Annotated in this window: 10 protein-coding genes; 5 read left to right on the forward strand and 5 right to left on the reverse strand. The window is 69.9% G+C overall.

Annotation, left to right across the window (positions count from 1 at the left end):
* Positions 1 to 94 precede the first annotated feature (94 nt).
* Together FVA80_RS11410 and FVA80_RS11415 are read left to right on the forward strand one after the other, a co-directional pair.
* The gene (locus tag FVA80_RS11410) at positions 95 to 1294 is read left to right on the forward strand and encodes a lytic murein transglycosylase (protein WP_147909998.1); all 1200 of its coding nucleotides are present in this window, start codon (positions 95 to 97) and stop codon (positions 1292 to 1294) included.
* A gap of 815 nt (positions 1295 to 2109) precedes the next feature.
* Positions 2110 to 3681 (forward strand): methyl-accepting chemotaxis protein, encoded by a 1572-nt coding sequence (locus FVA80_RS11415; protein WP_246692369.1) that lies wholly within the window; start codon positions 2110 to 2112, stop codon positions 3679 to 3681.
* 88 nt (positions 3682 to 3769) lie between these two features.
* Here FVA80_RS11415 and rplS read toward each other — a convergent pair whose 3' ends face one another.
* The 3 genes from rplS to argB form a co-directional block, all read right to left on the reverse strand.
* On the reverse strand, positions 3770 to 4171 hold the full coding sequence (rplS, locus tag FVA80_RS11420) for a 50S ribosomal protein L19 (RefSeq protein WP_147910000.1): 402 nt from the start codon (positions 4169 to 4171) through the stop codon (positions 3770 to 3772).
* Positions 4172 to 4306: 135 nt separating this feature from the next.
* Entirely contained in the window at positions 4307 to 5062 is a 756-nt protein-coding gene (locus FVA80_RS11425) for a pyrimidine 5'-nucleotidase (protein WP_147910001.1), read from the reverse strand.
* 241 nt (positions 5063 to 5303) lie between these two features.
* Entirely contained in the window at positions 5304 to 6197 is an 894-nt protein-coding gene (gene argB / locus FVA80_RS11430) for an acetylglutamate kinase (RefSeq protein ID WP_147910002.1), read from the reverse strand.
* A 311-nt stretch (positions 6198 to 6508) separates the two neighbouring features.
* Here argB and FVA80_RS11435 point away from each other — a divergent pair, with 311 nt between their 5' ends.
* The 3 genes from FVA80_RS11435 (at position 6509) to FVA80_RS11445 (ending at position 17043) form a co-directional block, all read left to right on the forward strand.
* Positions 6509 to 7864 carry a UDP-glucose/GDP-mannose dehydrogenase family protein gene (locus FVA80_RS11435; RefSeq protein WP_147910003.1) on the forward strand — a complete coding sequence of 452 codons (1356 nt, stop codon included), beginning with the start codon at positions 6509 to 6511 and terminating at the stop codon, positions 7862 to 7864.
* A gap of 369 nt (positions 7865 to 8233) precedes the next feature.
* Positions 8234 to 15679 (forward strand): type I polyketide synthase, encoded by a 7446-nt coding sequence (locus FVA80_RS11440; protein ID WP_187193648.1) that lies wholly within the window; start codon positions 8234 to 8236, stop codon positions 15677 to 15679.
* Positions 15676 to 17043, forward strand: coding sequence for an aminotransferase class I/II-fold pyridoxal phosphate-dependent enzyme (locus tag FVA80_RS11445; RefSeq protein WP_147910005.1), 1368 nt, complete (start codon positions 15676 to 15678; stop codon positions 17041 to 17043). The genes FVA80_RS11440 and FVA80_RS11445 overlap by 4 nt, the downstream gene beginning before the upstream one ends.
* Positions 17044 to 17175: 132 nt before the next feature.
* On the opposite strand, the gene FVA80_RS11450 is transcribed toward FVA80_RS11445, so the two are convergent.
* Both FVA80_RS11450 and FVA80_RS11455 read right to left on the reverse strand, forming a co-directional pair.
* On the reverse strand, positions 17176 to 18360 hold the full coding sequence (locus tag FVA80_RS11450) for a polysaccharide biosynthesis/export family protein (RefSeq protein ID WP_147957831.1): 1185 nt from the start codon (positions 18358 to 18360) through the stop codon (positions 17176 to 17178).
* Positions 18361 to 18565: 205 nt separating this feature from the next.
* Positions 18566 to 20059: an LTA synthase family protein gene (locus tag FVA80_RS11455; RefSeq protein WP_147909273.1), complete on the reverse strand. Its 1494-nt coding sequence runs from the start codon at positions 20057 to 20059 to the stop codon at positions 18566 to 18568.
* Positions 20060 to 20148 lie beyond the last annotated feature (89 nt).

Consider the following 20148-nt stretch of genomic DNA (forward strand, 5'->3'; position numbering starts at 1 on the left):
CGGGCCGGTGGATTCGGTGCGGCCTAACCGCTCCTTAACCCTGGTGTTGCCTGATTCGAAGTTCATGCAACGGACGTCGAACGGGATCGCCAGGATGCGGATTCACTCCCTCGGATCGGGCGTCGCGCTCGGGGTCGGTCTGCTCGCCGGCCTCGCCGCGGTGCCGGCGCGCGCCGATTTCGATTCGTGCCTCGCCGGCATCCAGAGGCAGGCGGCGGCGGCCGGGGTGTCGGCCCAGGCCTTCCAGGCGGCCACCCGCGGCATCAGCTTCGACGACAAGGTGATCGAGCTCTCGCAGGCGCAGCCCGAGTTCAAGACGCCGATCTGGGACTACATGGCGGCGCTCGTGGACGATGAGCGGGTCGAGGACGGACGCGCGGCCATGCGCCAGAATGCGTCCGCCCTGGCCCAGGCCGAGGCGCGCTACGGGGTCGACCGCTACACCATCGCGGCGGTCTGGGGCGTCGAGTCCAACTTCGGCAAGAACCTCGGCAAGATGCCGCTGGTGCAGTCGCTGGCGACGCTCGCCTGCTCGAGCAATCGCCGCCGGGACTTCTTCCGCGGCGAGTTGATCGCCACCCTGCGGATCATCGAGCGCGGCGACATCGCGCCGGAGAGGCTCACCGGCTCCTGGGCCGGCGCCTTCGGCCAGACCCAGTTCATGCCGACCACCTATCAAAGGCTCGCGGTGGACGGTGACGGCGACGGCCGGCGGGACGTGGTCGATTCGGTGGCCGATGCTGTCGGCTCCACGGCGAACTTCCTGCACGTGGCCAAGTGGCAGAACGGCCAGGTCTGGGGCTACGAGGTCAAGCTGCCCCGCGGCTTCAGCGTCGCCTCCGCCGGCCGGAAGAACAAGAAGCCGATCGCCCACTGGGCCGCGCTCGGCGTGACCCGGGCGGATGGCCGCTCGCTCTCGGGCGAGGGACTGGCCGGCATCATCGCACCCGCCGGCATCGACGGACCGGCCTTCCTGGTCACCCGGAACTTCGACGCGATCTACTCCTACAACGCGGCCGAATCCTACGGTCTCGCCATCGCGGTCCTGTCGGACCGGCTGCGCGGCAAGGCCGGCGTCCAGGCAGCCTGGCCGACCGACGACCCGCCCCTGTCCCGGGCCGAGCGGCGGGACCTCCAGACCCGGCTGGCCGCCCGCGGCTACGATGTCGGGGAGCCGGACGGCAAGGTCGGCCAGAAGACCCGCGACGCGATCAAGGACGTCGAGCGCAAGCTCGGCATGACTCCGACGGGCCGCCCCGGCGGCAAGGTGCTGGAAGCCCTGCGCGGAAGCTGAGAGGGTGTAGGCCGCTTGGGTCTCCACGCACGGCGGCCGACGCGGTGTTTTTCGCGGGGAGTCATCCTGGCTCGCCAAGGAAGTCATCCCGGCTCGCCAAGAGAGGCAGGATGGTCCCCGAAGGTTTGGGGCCGGAATCGACGCGAGAGCGCAGTGACGCCCCCCCCCGCTCCGGAAAGGAGCGGGGTGAGGGACCGGGGTTCGGTGGAACAGGTGCACCCTGTCTCGGTCTCGGATCGGACGGGAGACCCGCATCCTGCCCTTCGCCGCTGGTCGGCCCCGCGCCGCCCGGAGTATCGCGCGCTCGAGGGCGTTGGAGGGTGACCGCCACGGCCATCGGCGCGGCTTGCCCCCTTGTGGCGCACGGCTCCTGCTCGAACGGTCCCTGCGGGCCAGGCCTGTCCCGCCGCCACGATCCGCACGCTCACATTCACCATCGCGGATCTGCCATGCCGCGATGAGATGGATCGGCTGCACTGTATCCGAACTGTCGTACTCTCCAATATAAATTGTTGATATGATCTGCGTTTGATCGACCGATTACCGAAGACAAAATAATGATTGTCGGTATTTAATCGTACTACGGTTGCAAATATAGAAATTATTTTACTGTTCGGGAAAGGTTTTTTGATAGAAAATCTTGAGTTATGCGTTGCGCTGAGCATATTGATCCTCAATCGTATAGGATAAAGATCGATATGCGCTTTTCTCTCGCGAATTTGACGCTGTCACGCAAGCTTTCGCTTCTCACGATACTGACGTGTCTGATTATTGCTACGATCGGTGGCTTGGGCCTCAATCTATTTCACCGTGAAATGCTGGACGAGCGCGTCCAGTCGCTGCGCGCCATGGTCGAGCTGATCCAGTCGCACGCCCAGGCCCTCGACGAGCGGGTCAAGGCCGGGACCATGACCAAGGAAGCGGCCCTGACCGAGCTGGCCGAATCGACCATGGCGATGCGCTACAGCGGCGGAACCAACTACATATCGATCTACGCGATGGACGGCAGGACCATCGCCGCGCCGAACCGGAAGGACGTCGGCAAGAACCAGCTGGATCTCACGGTCAACGGCATACCGATCATTCGCGCCTTCATCGCTGGCCTGAGATCGTCCGACTCGACGATGCTGGAATACACCTACCTCCGGCCCGGACGGGAGGGCGTCTTTCCGAAGGTGTCCGTGGCGTCCCGCTTCGCACCCTGGGACATCTTCATCGTCACCGGCGCCTATACCGACGAAATCGCGGCCGCGTTCCGGTCGCTGGCGATCACAGTGGTGGGCCTGCTCCTGGGCATCGTCGGCGTCTCGGTGCTCGGCTCGCTGCTGATCGGGCGCAGCATCACCCGGCCGCTCGGCCGCCTGCACCGGAGGATGCAGGCCCTGGCGGAGGGTGACATCACGAGCCCGGTCTCCGATAGCGAGCGGCGCGACGAGATCGGCCGGATGTCCGCCACCGTCGAGGTGTTCCGCCAGGCCCTGGTCGCCAAGGGCGAGATGGACGTCGCGGCCGCCCGGGATGCCGAGGCCAAGATCGAGCGCGCTCAGGCTCTCGATGCCCTGACCCGGCAGTTCGAGGGAGGTGCCGGGACCCTGATGCGGGGCCTGACCTCCGCCGCCACGGCGATGCAGGCCAACGCCGCCACGATGGCGCAGAGCGCGACGCGGACGAGCGCGCGCTCCGCCCAGGTCGCCGAGGCCGCGCAGGAGACCTCCGCCAGCGTGCAGACCGTGGCCGCTGCGACCGAGGAGATGTCGACGACCATCCGGGAGATCTCCGGCCAGATGGCGCGCTCGTCGGCCATGATCGGCCAGGCGGCCACGGAGGCGCAGCGGACCGACGCGATCGTGCGCGACCTCGCCGAGGGCGCGGAGAAGATCGGCGCGGTGGCCAGCATGATCGCGGCGATCGCCAGCCAGACGAACCTCCTCGCGCTCAACGCCACGATCGAGGCGGCCCGCGCCGGCGAGGCCGGGCGCGGCTTCGCGGTGGTGGCCAGCGAGGTGAAGGAACTGGCCAACCAGACCGCGCAGGCGACGGCGGAGATCGCGACCCGGGTCGGCGCCGTGCAGGTCTCGACCCGGCAGGCCGTGGAGGCGATCCAGGAGATCGGCCGCACGGTCACCGAGGTCAACACGCTGGCCACCAGCGTCGCGGCCGCGATCGAGGAGCAGGAGGCGACCACCGGCGAGATCGTGCGCAGCGTGGCGCAGGCGGCGGACGGCACCAGCACGGTGACCGGCAACATCGCCGAGGTCTCGACCGCCGCCCAGGAATCCGGGGGCGCGGCCGAGCAGGTGCTCGGTGCCGCCGCCGAACTGTCGCAGAAGTCCAGGCTGCTCTCCGCGGAGATCACCCACTTCCTCGATCGGGTCCGGGCCGCCTGAGCCGCTTGCATGAAAAAACCGGCCAGGCTGAGCCGGGCCGGTTGAAAACTGCGGGTTCCCCGGCTGCGAGCCGGGGTACCCGAGGGCCTTACTCGGCGGCGGCGGGGGCCGCCTTCGGGGTATCCTTGGACTTGTAGCGATCGGTGCGCTCGACGATGCGGGCCGATTTCCCGCGGCGGTCGCGCAGGTAGTACAGCTTGGCCCGGCGCACCTTGCCCCGGCGGACGACCTTGATCGAATCGATCATCGGCGAATGCACCGGGAAGACGCGCTCGACGCCCTCGCCGTAGGAGATCTTGCGGACCGTGAAGCTCTCGTTGAGGCCGCCGCCCTGGCGACCGATGCAGACGCCCTCGTAGGCCTGGACGCGGGTGCGCTCGCCTTCCTTGACGCGGACGTTGACGATGAGCGTGTCACCCGGCTCGAAATCGGGAATGGTCTTGGCGAGGCGCGCGACTTCCTCGCGCTCCAGCTGCTCGATGATGTTCATGGCATAGCTCCAGCCGTTGCGCCGTGCCGCCCCTCATGGGCGTCCGGCACCAGGATTTCGGCGATCCTGTTGTGAGTTGCGCAGCCCTCTACAGGATCCCCGACGGCTTGTCGATTGCCGATGCCGGCCGTCGCGTCAGGGGCGATCCGCGGCCGTTGAGCCCCGCGTGGCCTCGGGCAGCACGCAGGCCGACAGGAAGGCGGCCAGATCGTCCGTGATGTGGTCGATATGCGGCTCGCGCACCGCCTCCTGCTCGAAGGCCTCGCGGTAGGGGTCGACGATCTTGGGGACGACCAGCACGGTGGCCATGCCGAGATCGTGCGGTACCGCGAGGTTGCGGGCGATGTCCTCGAAGAGGACGGCGCGAGTCGGCTCGACCCCGTGGGCGTCCAGGAACCGTTCGTAGGTCGAGCGCTCGGGTTTCGGCACGAAGTTGGCGGCTGCGATGTCGAACACGTCCTCGAAATGGTCGAGGATACCGAGCTTGGCCGCGACGTTCTCGGCATGGCGGCGCGACCCGTTGGTCAGGATCAGCTTGCGCCCGGGCAGCCGCTCGATCGCGTCGCCGAGGCTCTGGTCGAGCTTGATCGTCGAGTGGTCGATGTCGTGGGCGAAATCGAGGAAGTCGTGCGGATCGACCCCCTCCTCCGTCAGCAGCGCCGTCAGGGTCGTGCCGTAGCGGTGGTAGAAGTATTTCTGCAGGGCGCGGGCCGAGATGCCATCGATCCCATAGAGCCGCATGACATAGAGCGTGATGCGCTCGTCCACCTGCGGCCAGACCTGCGCGTCGCTCGGATAGAGCGTGTTGTCGAGGTCGAACACCCAGGTGTCGACATCGGCAAACCCACGGGAGGCGGGTGTGGTGAACTGGGCTTTCTCCGGGTGGTGCACCGTGTCCCTTTGAGATCCTGAACCTGAGGGATTCTAGGGCCAGGCCCGATCGCGTTGCAATCGGATGCAGCCCAAAACCCTCGGTGCGATGCGGGCCCGGCCGACGATCCCTCCGGAATCGGCGCCCTGGAGCGGTCAGGCTTGCAGCGCGGGCTTGCGCGAGGCTGAGCCGGGACGACGACAATGCGCGAGCGGCGCGGGCGTTGCCGCGTCCGATCCGCCCATCGCCGTCCCAGGGAGATCAGCTCCGGCGGATCAGGGTGCCGGCACCGTAATCGGTGAACAGCTCCAGCAGCACCGCGTGGTTGACCTTGCCGTCCAGAATGACGACCGCCTCCACACCCCGCTCGATTGCGTACATGCAGGTCTCGATCTTCGGGATCATGCCGCCCGTGATCGTGCCGTCGGCGATCAGGCGCCGGCAATCCTCCACGGTCAGCTCGGGGATCAGCTTCTTGTCCTTGTCGAGCACGCCCGGGACATCGGTGAGCAGCAGCAGCCGCTTGGCCCGCAGAGCCCCCGCGATGGCACCCGCGAAGGTGTCGGCGTTGACGTTGTAGGTCTGCCCGTCGGCCCCGTAGGCCACCGGCGCGAGGACCGGGATCAGCTCGGCCTTCAGCACCGCGTCGAGGACGCCGCGCTCGACATGGTCCGGCTCGCCGACCAGGCCGAGATCGACGGTCTGCTCGGTGTGATTCTCGGGATCGATGACGGTCTTCATCGCCCGCTTGGCGCGGACCATGTTGCCGTCCTTGCCGCACAGGCCGATGGCCCGGCCGCCCTCCGCTGAGATCCAGCCGACGATCTGCTTGTTGATCGAGCCGGCCAGGACCATCTCGACCACCTCGACGGTGGCCTCGTCGGTGACCCGCAGGCCACCGCGGAACTCGGACTGGATGCCGAGCCGGTCCAGCATCTTGCCGATCTGCGGGCCGCCGCCGTGCACCACGATCGGCTTCACGCCGGATTGCTCCAGGAGGACGATGTCCTCGGCGAAATCCTCGGCCGCGGCGCGGTCGCCCATGGCGTGGCCGCCATACTTGATGACCACGATCTCCTGGTCGTAGCGCTGCATGTGGGGCAGCGCTTGGGCCAGGATTTCGGCGCGCACGTGCACGTTCGGCAATTCGGTCATCGCGGTCCTTCGCCGATCCTATGTATGGGGCCTGGCGGCGCCCGGCCTCGTTCGGCCGGCGGGCGCGCTTCTACAGGAAGCCGACCGCGCTGCGAAGCCGCGAACGCGCCTGCGGAAGGCCCGCGCCGGCGACAAGCTCCGGCCCCCGTCAAGCTGCGAGCGTCGACGCTGTCAAAAAACAGTCGTGTTTCCGCGGTGTTGCATGCGCATGATAGAAATGGGCGCTGCCGAGCGGCCCGGGTTGCATCGTCGCTGGTCTCGGATCATGCTGCAGTGCAACGAGCCGCACGGCGGGTCGCCGGGAGGGCCGTATGCGGATTGCGATGATTGGGGCCGGGTATGTGGGCCTGGTGTCCGGGGCCTGCCTGGCCGATTTCGGCCACAGCGTGGTCTGCATCGACCGCGACCCGGACAAGATCGCGAGCCTGAACGCCGGCCGCATGCCGATCTACGAGCCCGGGCTCGACGCCCTCGTCGCCGAGAACGTCCGCCAGGGCCGCCTCGCCTTCGGCTCCAGCCTGCAGGACGCCGTGGCCGAGGCCGACGCGGTGTTCATCGCGGTGGGGACCCCCTCGCGGCGCGGCGACGGCTTCGCCGACCTGTCCTTCGTGTTCGATGCCGCCCGGGAGATCGCCGGGGCGCTCTCGGGCTTCACCGTGGTGGTGACGAAGTCGACGGTCCCGGTGGGCACCGGCGACGAGGTCGAGCGCATCATCCGTGACTTGCGGCCCGAGGCGGATGTCGCCGTGGCGTCGAACCCGGAATTCCTGCGCGAGGGCGCGGCGATCTCCGACTTCAAGCGTCCGGACCGGATCGTGGTCGGCAGCGAGGATCCCCGCGCCGAGGCGGTGATGCGCGAGGTCTACCGGCCGCTCTATCTCAACGCCGCGCCGATCGTGGTGACCAGTCGCCGCACGGCGGAGCTGACCAAGTACGCCGCCAACGCATTCCTGGCCGCCAAGATCACCTTCATCAACGAGATCGCCGACCTGTGCGAGGAGGTCGGCGCCGATGTGCAGCAGGTGGCCCGCGGCATCGGCCTCGACAACCGGATCGGCAGCAAGTTCCTGCATGCCGGCCCTGGCTACGGCGGCTCGTGCTTCCCGAAGGACACGCTGGCTCTGGTCAAGACCGCCCAGGATGCCGGCACGCCGCTGCGGCTGGTCGAGACCGTGGTGGCGGTCAACGATCAGCGCAAGCGCGCCATGGCCCGCAAGGTGATCAAGGCCTGCGGCGGCAGCGTCCGGGGCAAGACCGTGTCGCTGCTCGGCCTGACCTTCAAGCCCGACACCGACGACATGCGCGAGGCGCCGTCCCTGTCGATCGTGGCCGGCCTTCAGGATGCCGGCGCCAAGGTGCGCGCCTATGACCCGGAGGGGATGGAGCAGGCCCGGCCGCTTTTGCCGGGGGTGGACTTCGCGCAAGACGCCTACGCTTGCGCGGATGGCGCGGACGCCTTGGTGATCGTCACCGAGTGGAACGCGTTCCGGGCGCTCGATCTCGACCGGCTGCGGCAGATCATGGCGCCGGCCGGGTCCGCGCCCGTGCTCATCGACCTGCGCAACATCTACGATCCCGAGACGGCCGAGCGCCACGGTTTCACCTATCGCGGCGTCGGACGATCCAAGGATAGCGCCAAGGATTATGCCGCTCCGGGCACGTCTTGAGCGTTGGCGGACCAGCGATGAGCCGTCCCGTTGCGGTTCTAGATCTGCAGGCTGCTGCAAAGATCTCTTTGGAAAACCCTCGCGGCCCGGGTAGACGGGCTCCGTCCGCCGACGCGCAACTGTGGCATTTCGATGGTCGCGCGACCGTCTCAACAGGCCGTCATGCCGAGCAAACTTGGCATTTCGGCCGCCGGCACTGGACTGCAGTCTGATGAATACATGTCACAGCGCGGCGCAATCTGGCCGGGCGGGGATGACCTTGCCTGGGGGCAGGTTGGACACCGCAATGGTGCCACAGTAAGGGGTGAGACGGTACTCACTCGTCGCGAGCCGAGCCGACTTCCGATAACGAGCGTGTGCGAACCGAACGTGACACAACGTACAGACATTGCGATCGTCGGACGCGCATGCCGACTGCCCGGGGCCCCCAGCGTCGATGGGCTATGGCAACTCCTGTCCGAGGGACGCTGCGCCGTCAGCAAGGTTCCCAGTGACCGCTTCTCCCTCGACCGGTTCGCGCATCCGCGCGCCCAGGAGCGCGGGAAGAGCTACACCTGGGCCGCGGGCGTCATCGACGATATCTGGTCGTTCGACCCGGCCGTGTTCGGCATCTCGCCCCGCGAGGCCGAGCAGATGGATCCGCAGCAGCGGATGCTGCTGGAGCTGACCTGGGAAGCCCTCGAGGATGCAGGCCTGCGCCCGTCGAGCGTGGCCGGCAGCAACATCGGCGTGTTCGTCGGCGCCTCGTCGCTCGATTACGGCAACCTGCGCATCCTCGACGCGGCCTCCGGCGACGCCTACGCGGCCACCGGCAACACGCTCTCGATCATCTCGAACCGCATCTCGTATATCTTCGATCTGAAGGGCCCGAGCTTCACGGTCGACACGGCCTGCTCGTCCTCCCTCGTCGCCTTCGACAACGCCGTGCAGGCGATCCAGTCGGGCCGCGTTGACACCGCGGTCGTGGCCGGCGTCAACGTGCTGGCGAGCCCGTTCAACTTCATCTGCTTCTCCACCGCGCAGATGCTCTCGCGCACCGGCCTGTGCCAGGCGTTCTCGAAGAACGCAGACGGCTACGTGCGCTCCGAGGGTGGCGTGGTGTTCGTGCTGCAATCGGCCGAGGCCGCGCGGCGCAACGGCGCCACCGTGCGCGCCCGGATCGTGGCCTCGGGCATCAATTCCGACGGTCGCACCACCGGCATCTCGCTGCCGTCGGGCTACGCCCAGGGTGCCCTGCTGGAGCGGGTGTACCGCGACGCGGAGATCGGCCTCGACGACCTCGCCTTCATGGAGGCGCACGGCACCGGCACCCCGGTGGGCGACCCGATCGAGGCCTCGGCCATCGGGACCAAGCTCGGGCGCGGCCGTCAGGCGCCGCTGCCGATCGGCTCGATCAAGACGAATATCGGCCACACCGAGCCGGTTTCCGGCCTCGCCGGCCTGATGAAGGCGACGCTGGCGCTGGAGCACAATCTCGTGCCGCCCTCGCTGCACGCGGCCGAGCTGAATCCCGACATCCCGTTCGACGAGTTGAACCTCAGCGTCGTCCGCGAGGCGCTGCCGATCACCCGCGGTCCGCGCGAGCGCTACGCGGGCGTGAACTCCTTCGGCTTCGGCGGCACCAACGCGCACGTCGTGATCACCGACGGCAACGTCGGCACGCAGGCGGCGGAGGCCACCCCGGCGCCGTCCGCGCAGGTTCTGCTGCTCTCGGCCCAGACCCGCGCCGCGCTGAACGAGCTCGCCCTCGACTATGCCGAGCGGCTCGAAGCCGAGCCCGGCCGGATCGCCACGGTGGCCGCCGCGGTCGCGCACCGGCGCGAGCGCCTGCCCGCCCGCCTGGCGATCACGCTGGACGGCAAGACCGACGTGGCCGCCGCCCTGCGCGCCGTAGGCGAGGGCGAGGATGCCCAGGACGCCTTCACCGGCACCGCGGTCGACCGCGCCGCCGAGGTGGCGTTCGTCTATTCCGGCAATGGTAGCCAGTGGGCCGGCATGGGCCGCGAGGCCTACGAGGAGAACCCGACCTTCCGGGCCGCCTTCGACCGGGTCGACACCCTGTTCCAGGCCTATGCCGACTGGTCGCTGAAGCAGGCCCTCTACGCCGAGGACCTCGACGAGCGCCTGGCGCTCACCAGCGTCTCGCAGCCGCTGATCTTCGCCATCGAGAGCGCCTCGACGGCGGCCCTCAAGGCCAAGGGCCTGATCCCCTCTTACGTGCTCGGCCACAGCGTCGGCGAGATCGCCGCCGCCGAGGCGGCCGGCGTCCTGAGCCTCGAGGACGCGGTCCGAGTCATCTACTATCGCAGCCACCACCAGGAGACGACGCACGGCCAGGGTACCATGGCGGTGCTGCTGATGCCGTCCGAGGAGGTCGAGGCTTTCCTCAAGGACTACCCGTCCCTCGACATCGCCGCCTACAATAGCCCGAAGGCCGTCACGGTCGCCGGGCCGGTGGCCGACATCGAGGCCGCCCTGAAGGCGCTGTCGCGCAAGCGCCGTCGCGGCCGCAAGCTCGACCTGGCCTACGCCTTCCACGGGCGCCTGATGGACCCGACCGAGAAGCCGCTGCTGCGCGATCTCGCCGGGCTGAAGGCGAAGGCCGGCACCACCGCGATGGTCTCCACCGTCACCGGCAGCGTGCTGGAGGGCGACAATTTCGGCGCCGGCTACTGGTGGCGCAACATCCGTGAGCCGGTGCGCTTCAGCGAGGCCGTGCAGGATGCCACCCGCCGCGGCGCCCGCGTGTTCGTCGAGGTCGGCCCGCGCGCGACGCTGATGTCCCATGTCGGCGACGCGGTCGAGCCGCTCGGCATCGAGACCGCCACGGTCGGCGTCATGCACCGCAAGGCGTCGGGCGGCGACCCGATCGCCAAGGCGGTCAGCGCCGCCCTGGTCCAGGGCGCGCAGGTCGACGAATCCCTGCTCTTCGGCGACGCCCCCCGGGGCGACGTGCGCCTGCCGACCTATCCGTGGCAGCGGCGTCCGTTCCGCCTGGCCGACACCCCGGAGAGCGTCGGCGCGATGAGCGCCCGCCCCTACCACCCGCTGATCGGATCGCGGACCACCTTCGACGGCCTGGAGTGGAACGGCTTCGTCGATCCGGCCACCCTGCCCGAGCTGGAGGATCATCGGGTCGACGGCCAGGTGATCATGCCCGGCGCCGGCTTCGTCGAGATGGCGCTGGCCTGCGTCCGCGAGGCGATGCGCCACGACGAGGTGGTGCTGGCCGATTTCGAGATCCTGTCGCCCATGGTGTTCGCCGAGGAGGCCCTGCGCGAGGTCGCGGTGCGTCTGTCGGGGACCGGCAACGGCATCCAGGTCCTCAGCCGCCCGCGCCTGACCCAGACCCCCTGGCAGCTCCACGCCCAGGCCAAGATCGTCGACGGCACGTTCACGGCTCCGAAGGCGCCCGACCTGAACGGGTTCGACTTCGACACCGCCGGCGAGCAGGTCCTGTCCGGCGACGCGCTCTACGGCCGCGCCCGGGCCTCGGGCCTCGGCTTCGGCCCGAGCTTCCAGCAGGTCGCCATGAGCGCCCGGCTGGATGATACCACCATCGTGTCCGACCTGCTGCCGGCCGTGGCCGACGACCGGTTCACCCTGGTCCCGGCCCGCCTCGACGCCTGCTTCCACGGGCTGATCCTGCTGTTCGCCGACCTGCTCGGCGAGAACGCCGGCAAGGCCTACATCCCGGTGCGCTTCGGCGAGGTGCGGCTTCTGCGCCCCGGTGCGGTGATCGCCCGTTCGATCATCCGGACGCGCCGCTGCAACGAGCGCTCGATCCTGGCCGACTTCACCCTGCTCGACGCCGACGGCGCAGTGGTCGCCACGATCCGCGAGGGCCGTTTCCAGGCCCTGCGCGCCAAGGGCGGCGGCGACCTCTCGGCCTTCGCGATCTCGCAGGTGCCGGAACTCGCCACCGAGCCGACCGCGATCCCGATGGAGCGCCGGCCGAGCGTGGCCGCCCGCCTGCGTCCGCTCACCGCCGAGGCGAAGGGGCCGGCCGACGCCGCCCTGTCCCCGGGCCACCTCCTGCTGGAGGGTTGGGCGACCTCGCTGGCCTATCGTCTCGCCTCCGGGCTGGCCGAGGGCGGGACCGTCTCGGTCGCCGACCGGCGGGTGCCCGAGGCCCTGCGCCCCTGGGTGCTGAACGCGCTCTACGCCCTGGAGAGCAGCGGCCTGGCCGAACGTGCCGGCCAGAACTGGACCCTGGGCGAAGACGGCTCGGCGCTGCCGGCTCCCGACGAGATCATGCGCTGGATCGCGGGCGACCACCCGGATCTCTCCGCCGAACTGGTGCTGATTGCCGATGTCGGCGCCATGGTCGATCGGCTGCTCGCGGGCAAGCTGACCGAGGCCCCGGCCTTGCCTCAGGGCGCGATCGACGCCTTCGTCATGCGCTCGGCCACCGCCCGCCACACGGCCGACGTGGTCGCCGGCCTGATCGAGGCCAGCCGCGGACACCTACCGAAGGAGCGCGCCCTGCGGGTCCTGCAGGTCGGCTTCGGCCCGCTCTCCGCCCAGGCTGCGGCCTTCGCCGCCGCGGCCGAGGCCCGGCTGACCGTGTTCGAGGCGGATCGCCGGCTCGCCGAGCGTGCCCGCCTGTCGCTCACCAACGGCGCCGCCGTCGTCGAGGCTGCCGACGAACTCGCCCCCGGCAGCTTCGACCTGATCCTGGCGGCCGGCAGCCTGCATCGCGGCGACCGCGCCCTGCCGGGGCAGCTCTCCGGGGCGCTCGCCACCGGTGGCCTGCTGGTGGCCGTGGAGCCGGGCGCGTCCCTGTTCCGCGACCTCGTGTTCGGCCTCACGGGCGGCTGGTTCGAGGAGGCCGTGGGCGGCATGCCCGTCGGCCGCCTCGAGGATATCGAGGGCTGGCAGCGCACGCTCAGCGCCCACGGCCTGGTCAAGGTCGCGGTGGAGCGCGCGGCGTCGGCCAACGGCGACGACCTGCTGCTGGTCGCCGAGGCCCCGGTGCGTCCGGGCCCCGCCCCGGCGCAGAGCTTCGCCTTCGTGATCGGCTCGGACGACGAGTTCGCGGCCGAGACGGCCTCGTCCCTGGCGACCCTGCTGGTCGCGGGCGGCGTGCACGTCTCGATCATCCTCGACTCCGAGACGTCGCTGATGGAGCTGGAGAAGGAGACCCCCGACACGGTGGTGTTCCTGGCCGGCGCCTTCACCCGCGGCGGCGAGGCGTCCGAGCGGCTGCGCGACCGCTGCCTCAGCCTGAAGCGCTGCACGGAGCATCTCGGTGCCCGCCAGACCCGCCTGTGGGTCGTGGCGCCGGGCGCGACCCGCGACCGCGGCGGCCAGACCACCAACATCGAGGCCGGCGTGTGGGCGTTCTCCCGGACGCTCGCCAACGAGGCGCCGAACCTCGACGTGCGCCGCATCGACCTCTCGCCCGAGATGTCGTCGAAGCGGGCATCCGAGCGCCTGCGCGACCTCATCCTCTCCGGTACGCCGGAGACCGAGATCGTCCTCGACGACGAGCGGACGCAGGTCGTGCGCTTCCATGCCGGCCGGCCGAAGCACCGGGATCCGGCGGATGCCGTCCCGGCCGAGGCCGCGCGCCTGGAGCGCAGCAACACCGGCGGCCTCAACGAGATGGTTTGGGGTCCGGCCGAGCGCCGCACCCCCGGCAAGGGTGAGATCGAGATCGCGGTCGAGGCCACCGGCCTGAACTTCCGCGACGTCCTATGGGCGCTCTCGATGCTGCCCGAGGAGATCCTGGAGGACGGCTTCGCCGGCCCCCGCCTTGGCCTCGAATGCGCCGGCCGCGTCACCGCCGTCGGCCCCGGCGTGAAGGGCGTCAAGGCCGGCGACCCGGTCGTCGCCTTCGCCCAATCGGGCTTCGCCACCCACATCGTGGTGCCCGAGATCGTCGTCGCGCCGAGTCCGCAGGGCCTGGACCCGATGGCGGCCGCGACCGTCCCGGTGGCGTTCCTGACCGCCTATTACGGCCTCGTCTCCTGCGCCCGGATGCGGCGCGGCGAGTGGGTGCTGGTCCATGGCGGCGCGGGCGGCGTCGGCCTTGCCGCGCTGCAGATCGCCAAGCTGAAGGGCGCGCGGGTCATCGCCACCGCCGGCTCCCGCGAGAAGCGGGCCCTGGTGAAGGCGCTGGGCGCCGAGCACGTGCTCGATTCCCGCTCCCTCGCCTTCGTGGACGAGATCCGGGCGATCACCGGCGACGGCGTCGACATCGTGCTGAACAGCCTGTTCGGCGAGGCGATGGAGCGCTCGCTCAACGCCCTCCGGCCGTTCGGCCGCTTCGTCGAGCTGGGCAAGCGCGACTACGTCGCCAACACCCATATCGGCCTGCGTCCGTTCCGGCGGAACCTCAGCTACTTCGGCGTCGACCTGGATCAAGTGATCCAGCACCAGGGCGACGACGGCGCGCGGATGTTCCGGGAGGTCATGGCCCTGTTCAACGACGGCGGCCTCAAGCCCCTGCCCTACCAGCCGTTCACGGCGGCCGAGACCTCCGACGCGTTCCGGCTGATGCAGCAATCGGGTCACATCGGTAAGATCGTGATCAGCCCGCCCAAGGCCGGCACGATCATCAAGGAGACCAAGCGGCCGTTCACGGTCTCGGAGACCGGCGTCCACCTCGTGACCGGCGGCCTCGGCGGCTTCGGCCTGGAGGCGGCCCGCTGGCTCGTCGACAAGGGCGCCCGGCACCTCGTTCTCGCCGGCCGCAAGGGCGCGACCACCGATGAGGCCAAGGCGATCGTCGCCGAACTCGCCGGGCGCGGCGTCAAGGTCGAGGCCAAGGCCGTCGACATCACCAGCCGTTCGGCGGTGGATCGCCTGATCGTGGAGATCGAGCAGGGTGGAAAGACGCTCGCGGGCGTTCTCCACGCCGCGGCGGTGCTTCAGGACGGCCTGATCGCCAACATCGACGCGGCGGCGCTGGACGCCGTGATCGGCCCGAAGGTGGTCGGCGCCCAGCACCTGGACGCCGCCACCCGGGACCGCAGCCTCGACTACTTCGTGATGTTCTCGTCGGCGACGACGTTCATCGGCAACCCCGGCCAGGGCTCCTACGTCGCCGCCAACGGCTTCATGGAAGGCCTGGCCCGGCAGCGCCGTCGTCGCGGCCTGCCCGCGCTGGCGGTGGCCTGGGGCGCGATCGGCGATGTCGGCATGCTCGCCCGCAACAAGGCGGTCATGGAAGGCCTCGCCGGCCGTGTCGGCGTCACCCCGATGGAGGCGCGACGCTGCCTCGAGCTGATGGCGGACGCCTTGGAAAGCCAGGGGACCTCGCCGGACGAGGCGGTGATCGCCATCGCGGCGATGCATTGGGGCAAGGCGCGCGAGCGGCTCGCCACGATGCGCTCGCCGAGCTACGCCGGTCTCGGGTCGGATCAGCAGGCGGAGGCCGGCGGCGTCCAGGCGATCAACATCGGCGCGCTCCTCAAGGGAGGCGACGTGGATGCGGTCCGCAAGACGGTGTCGGACGCGATCGTCGAGGACATCGCGCGCATCCTGCGCCTGCCCAAGGACGATATCAGCCGCGTGCGCCAGCTCTCCGAGATCGGCCTCGACTCACTGATGGGCGTCGAACTCGGCGCCAGCCTGCAGGAGCGCTTCGCCCTCGATGCGCCGCCCGCCGGCCTGTCGTCCGGCATGACGGTCAACGAGTTGTCGGAGTCCTTAATTCAGGCGGTTTCCGCGCCCATGGATGAAGCGGCCGGTGTCGCGATGAGCCTCGTCTCGAAGCATATCGGTGGTGAGATCGACGCGCAGATGATGGCGCCGCTCAGGGAACTCATCGAGAAGACCAACAGCGAGCTCAAAGAGACCAACTCATGACCGATACGGCACGGCCTGACGGCGGGCGCGCGGCGCTCGCCGGCTTCGTGACGAACCGCCTCGGACGCGCGACGCCGCGCCCGGCGCCCGTCAAGGCGGCTTCGCCAGCCGGGCAATCGGCCGCACAGAACTTCGAGAACCTGCCGGGCTACCGCGAGCTGCAGCTGCAGCGCCAGGCGGCGCAGCTGATCGGGCTGGGCAACCCGTTCTTTCGCGTCCACGACGCGAAGGCCGGTGCGACCACGCGGATCGACCAGAAGACCTTCACCAACTTCTCGTCCTACGACTATCTCGGCCTGAACGGGCATCCCCGGGTCAGCAACGCGGCCCGGGAGGCGATCGACGCCTACGGCACCTCCGCGTCGGCGAGCCGTGTGGTGGCGGGCGAGCGGCCGGGCCATATCAGCCTCGAGCAGGCCCTGGCCAAGCACTACCGCACCGAAGGCTGCATCGTGATGGTGAGCGGCCACGCCACCAACGTCACGACCATCGGGGCGCTCCTGGAAGCCGGCGACGTGATCTTCCACGACGCGCTGTCCCACAACAGCATCGTCACCGGCGCGCAGCTCTCCGGCGCCCAGCGCCGCTCCTTCGCGCATAACGACCTCGACGCCCTGGAGAGCCTGCTCCAGAACACCCGCCACGAGCACCGCCGGGCGCTGATCGTGGTCGAGGGCCTGTACAGCATGGACGGCGACGCGCCGGACCTCGCGGGTCTCGTCGCGCTCAAGAAGCGCTACGATGCGTGGCTTATGGTCGACGAGGCGCACGGCCTCGGCGTCACCGGCCGCACCGGGGCGGGCCTGTTCGAGCATTGCGGCGTCGACCCGAAGGAGGTCGACCTCTGGATGGGCACGCTGTCGAAGACGCTGTCGACCTGCGGCGGCTATATCTGCGGCCCGATCGCGCTGATCGAGTACCTCAAGCACACGGCGGGCGGCTTCGTGTACAGCGTCGGCATGTCGCCGCCCCTCGCCGCCGCCGCCGAGGCGGCGCTGGCGGTGATGCATGCCGAGCCGGAGCGGGTCGAGCGCCTGCGCCAGAACGGCACGCTGTTCCTCGCCACCGCCAAGAAGCTCGGCCTCGATACCGGCTTCAGCCTCGGCCTCGCGGTGGTGCCGATCATCGTGGGCGACTCCCTCAAGGCCGTGACCCTGTCGGACCGCCTGTTCCGCCGCGGCATCAACGTGCAGCCGATCATCCACCCGGCCGTGCCCGAGCGGGCCTCGCGCCTGCGCTTCTTCCTCACCTCCGAGCACACCGCGGACCAGATCCGCGACACCGTGAACGCGGTGGCCGAGGAGATGATGGCGATCGACAAGGGCGGCTCGCTGATCGAGCAGCTTCTGGCCAAGCGCGGCTGAGCATCCGGACCGCGCCGGTCACGGCGCGTTCCACCACCCCCACATGCAAACAGGGCGCGGATGGCATCCGCGCCCTGTTTGCATGTGGGCTCCGGATCCCACGCCGGCCCGGAGGCCGGCGTGTCGGCCAGCCTACTTGGCGTAGGCGTAGGCGGTGGCCGCGGAGCTGAGCGGGCCGGTGACGCCGCTGAAGGCGGTCAGCACCTTCTGGACCTCGGTGAACGGGGCGTTCGAGACGTAGATCAGGTCGCGGTTGCGCATGCGGAACGCCTGGGTGGTGAACAGGCTGTTGGGGTCGCGCATGTTGATCCGGTACACCACCGGCACCAGCGGGGTGCCGGTGAGCTTGGTGGCCGGGTTGAGGCGGCGCACCACGCTGGCGGGCTCGAACCGGAAGATGAAGGTGCCGGCCGGGTCGGCGGCGAAGTCCGAGAGGCCGCGCGCCTTGGCGAGCGCCTGGGCCAGGGTGATCCCGTCGGCCTGGAACGGCAGCTCGGTCGCCTGGCCGAGCGCGCCCACCGCCAGGAAGGTCTGCGGATCGCGCACCAGGGTCAGCACGTCGTTGGGCCGCAGGTAGATGTTCTCCTTAGGGTTCGACACCACCGTGGTCAGCGGCACCGTGGCGGTGACCGGCCCGCGCGACAGGCGCACGAAGGTCTCCGAGACCGGCGAGCGGTTGCCGCCCGCCGACGCGATGACGTCGAGGATGCGGTCGCCGTGGCCCGACAACGGCAGGCGCGCGCCGGCGGCGCCCTCGCCGGTGACGGTCACCGCCTGGCTGATCGGCCGGGTGACCGAGACCAGCACCTGCGGCTGGATCGCCTTGCCGGCGAGCTCGTTCTCGATCAGGCCCTGGACGTCCTGGGGCCGGCGGCCGGCGACCTTGATGCGCCCGGCATAGGGCACCGAGATCGCGCCATCGCGGCCGACCGGCTGCTCGGGGATGAGGGCGGACTTGGAGCCGGCGGAGAAGCGGTCGGCCACCAGCGGGCCGGAGAACAGGCCGCCGGAGCCGGCCTCCCAGACCGAGACCGAGACCATGTCGCCGATGCCGATCACCGGCTCGGTGGAGGGGCGGTGGTCACCGAAGGAGGCGAGCAGGCTGTCGAGGGGCCGGCCGCGCAGGGCCTCGACCACGGATGGGGTGACGTCGATGATTTCGTAGCGGGCGAGCACGCCGCCGTCGGCGGTGGCGACTTCCGCGCCAGCCTCGATCGCGCTGGCCGTCGGACCCGCCGCGGGCAGGTACGTGCAGCCGCCGATGGACCCTGCCGCGAGGGCGGCCATCAGCGCTGAGAGCGCCGTCTTACGCAGCATCACAGAGACTTCTCCTCGCCGGCCTCCGCGCCATCGCTGGCTCGGACCGGGACATCCATGGTGACCGCCAAACGCTGCGATCGCTTTAACGGCCGCGTCGAACAGGCGGGCGCCGTGCGGAACCCACTTCTCGGACAGCTTCGCTATCGGCCGGCAATGCGTCACCAGCGTGGCACTGCCGAGCTTGTTGCCGTCAAGCTTAACCTTATCGCGTCCTTGCCGGCATGTCCGCAAGGGCGCCAGCCAGGGTGGACCGCAGCTCCCGCCCCAGGGCATCGGCAGCGATGTCCCGTCGCTTCGGCGGGACAGGGGGCCCGCCGAAGCGGAACAGGGCGTAATCGGTCGCCTGACCGCCGAACCCGGGCTTGCAGGTCGGCAGCGAGGGGGCGTGGTCCCCGAAGACGCAGAGCGTGACGGTCTGGCCGCGCTCGCGCGCCAGGGCGTCGAGCCCGGCCACCAGGTTCTCGACCATCCGCCCTGTATTGACCACGTGGTGGAGGTACTGCGCCTCCGGGGCGTCGATCCCGGGCAGCCGACCGGGCTTCCACGGTCCGTGATTCTCCATCGTGACGCAGAATAGGAACAGCGGGGTGCGCCGCCCCCGGACCTCGTCGAGCAGACGCTCCCCGAGGGCGACGTCGCCGACATAGGGGCCGATGCGGGGGGCGGCCGCGAATGTTTCGCCCATCACCAGGTCGCCGAAGCCGAAGGCCTGCATGACCTTCGCCCGGCGAAAGAAATCCCGGTGGAACGGGTGCAGGAACAGGGTGCCGTAACCCCGGCTCCGGGCCAGCCGGGCGAGGCTGGTCGGCTCGTCGCCGCTGCGGGAGGTATAGGGATCGTACCGGCCGAAGCCGAGGCTTTCGGAGGGGCGGCCCGTGAGCACGGCGTGCTCGCTGCGCATGGTGTAGGCGCCGTGCGCCGGGACCCGCAGCCGGCCGTATTGCGCAGCCCGGGTGCGGAACAGCTCCATCGCGGGCAGTGCCGGGCCGCCGAGGCGCTCCGGGTCGATGAACGATTCGAGCTGGATCACCACGACCACGTCGTCGCCCGGGCCGGCCTGCAGCACCGGCACGTCCGGGACCGGGGCGCTGCCCGCCAGCGCCCGGGCCGTGTAGCCGAGCAGGCTCGCCGGCAGGCCGACCCGCGCGACATCGGCCTCCAGGTCGGGCTCCGGGAACCATTGCGCGACGAGGCCAGCGAGCGGCGGCCGGGACGCGGCGCGGAACAGGATCCACAGGGCGAGCGGCAAGCCGAGCAGCGCCGCGACGCGCAGGAGCGGCCCGCCCGGCAAGACGCTGGGCTCGGTCCGGTACCAGATCACCGTCGCGATCAGGGTCAGGATCACCGGGACCGCGATGCGCGGATCCCAGAGCGGCGGGATGTAGTAGAGCTGCGGGTGTCGCGGCACCTGCGGCAGCAGGACGAAGTCGCTGAACAGCAGCGGCTCGCCGATCACCGATCGCTTCGCGCGGCTGACATAGATCAGCGCCGCCACGGAGACCACGCAGGTCAGGGCAGCCAGCCACGGCCGCCACGAGAAGCAGAACCAGAACAGCAGGATCAGCGAGTAGCCGAGCAACCGCAGGGCGAGATCGCCCGGCGCGAGACTGGCCCGGGTGAGCGAATCGCCGACGAAGACTTCGAGGGCGAGGCAGAGGGCCAGCGCGAGGCTGGCGGCGGTGAGGAACGTCGTCAAGGTCCTGGAACTCGGAGAGGGGCAAGCGCGCGAGCGAGCGATACGGCATCCGACCCGGCACGGAAGAACATGTTGAAACAAGGGCTTCG

Source organism: Methylobacterium sp. WL1 (genome assembly GCF_008000895.1).
GTDB lineage: Bacteria > Pseudomonadota > Alphaproteobacteria > Rhizobiales > Beijerinckiaceae > Methylobacterium.

Bases quoted from the DNA above. Each gene is read 5' to 3' on its own strand.
- FVA80_RS11445 (WP_147910005.1), top strand. From the start codon at position 15,676: ATGACCGATACGGCACGGCCTGACGGCGGGCGCGCGGCGCTCGCCGGC.
- argB (WP_147910002.1), bottom strand. From the start codon at position 6,197: ATGACCGAATTGCCGAACGTGCACGTGCGCGCCGAAATCCTGGCCCAA.
- FVA80_RS11435 (WP_147910003.1), top strand. From the start codon at position 6,509: ATGCGGATTGCGATGATTGGGGCCGGGTATGTGGGCCTGGTGTCCGGG.
- FVA80_RS11415 (WP_246692369.1), top strand. From the start codon at position 2,110: ATGCTGGACGAGCGCGTCCAGTCGCTGCGCGCCATGGTCGAGCTGATC.
- rplS (WP_147910000.1), bottom strand. From the start codon at position 4,171: ATGAACATCATCGAGCAGCTGGAGCGCGAGGAAGTCGCGCGCCTCGCC.
- FVA80_RS11450 (WP_147957831.1), bottom strand. From the start codon at position 18,360: ATGCTGCGTAAGACGGCGCTCTCAGCGCTGATGGCCGCCCTCGCGGCA.
- FVA80_RS11410 (WP_147909998.1), top strand. From the start codon at position 95: ATGCGGATTCACTCCCTCGGATCGGGCGTCGCGCTCGGGGTCGGTCTG.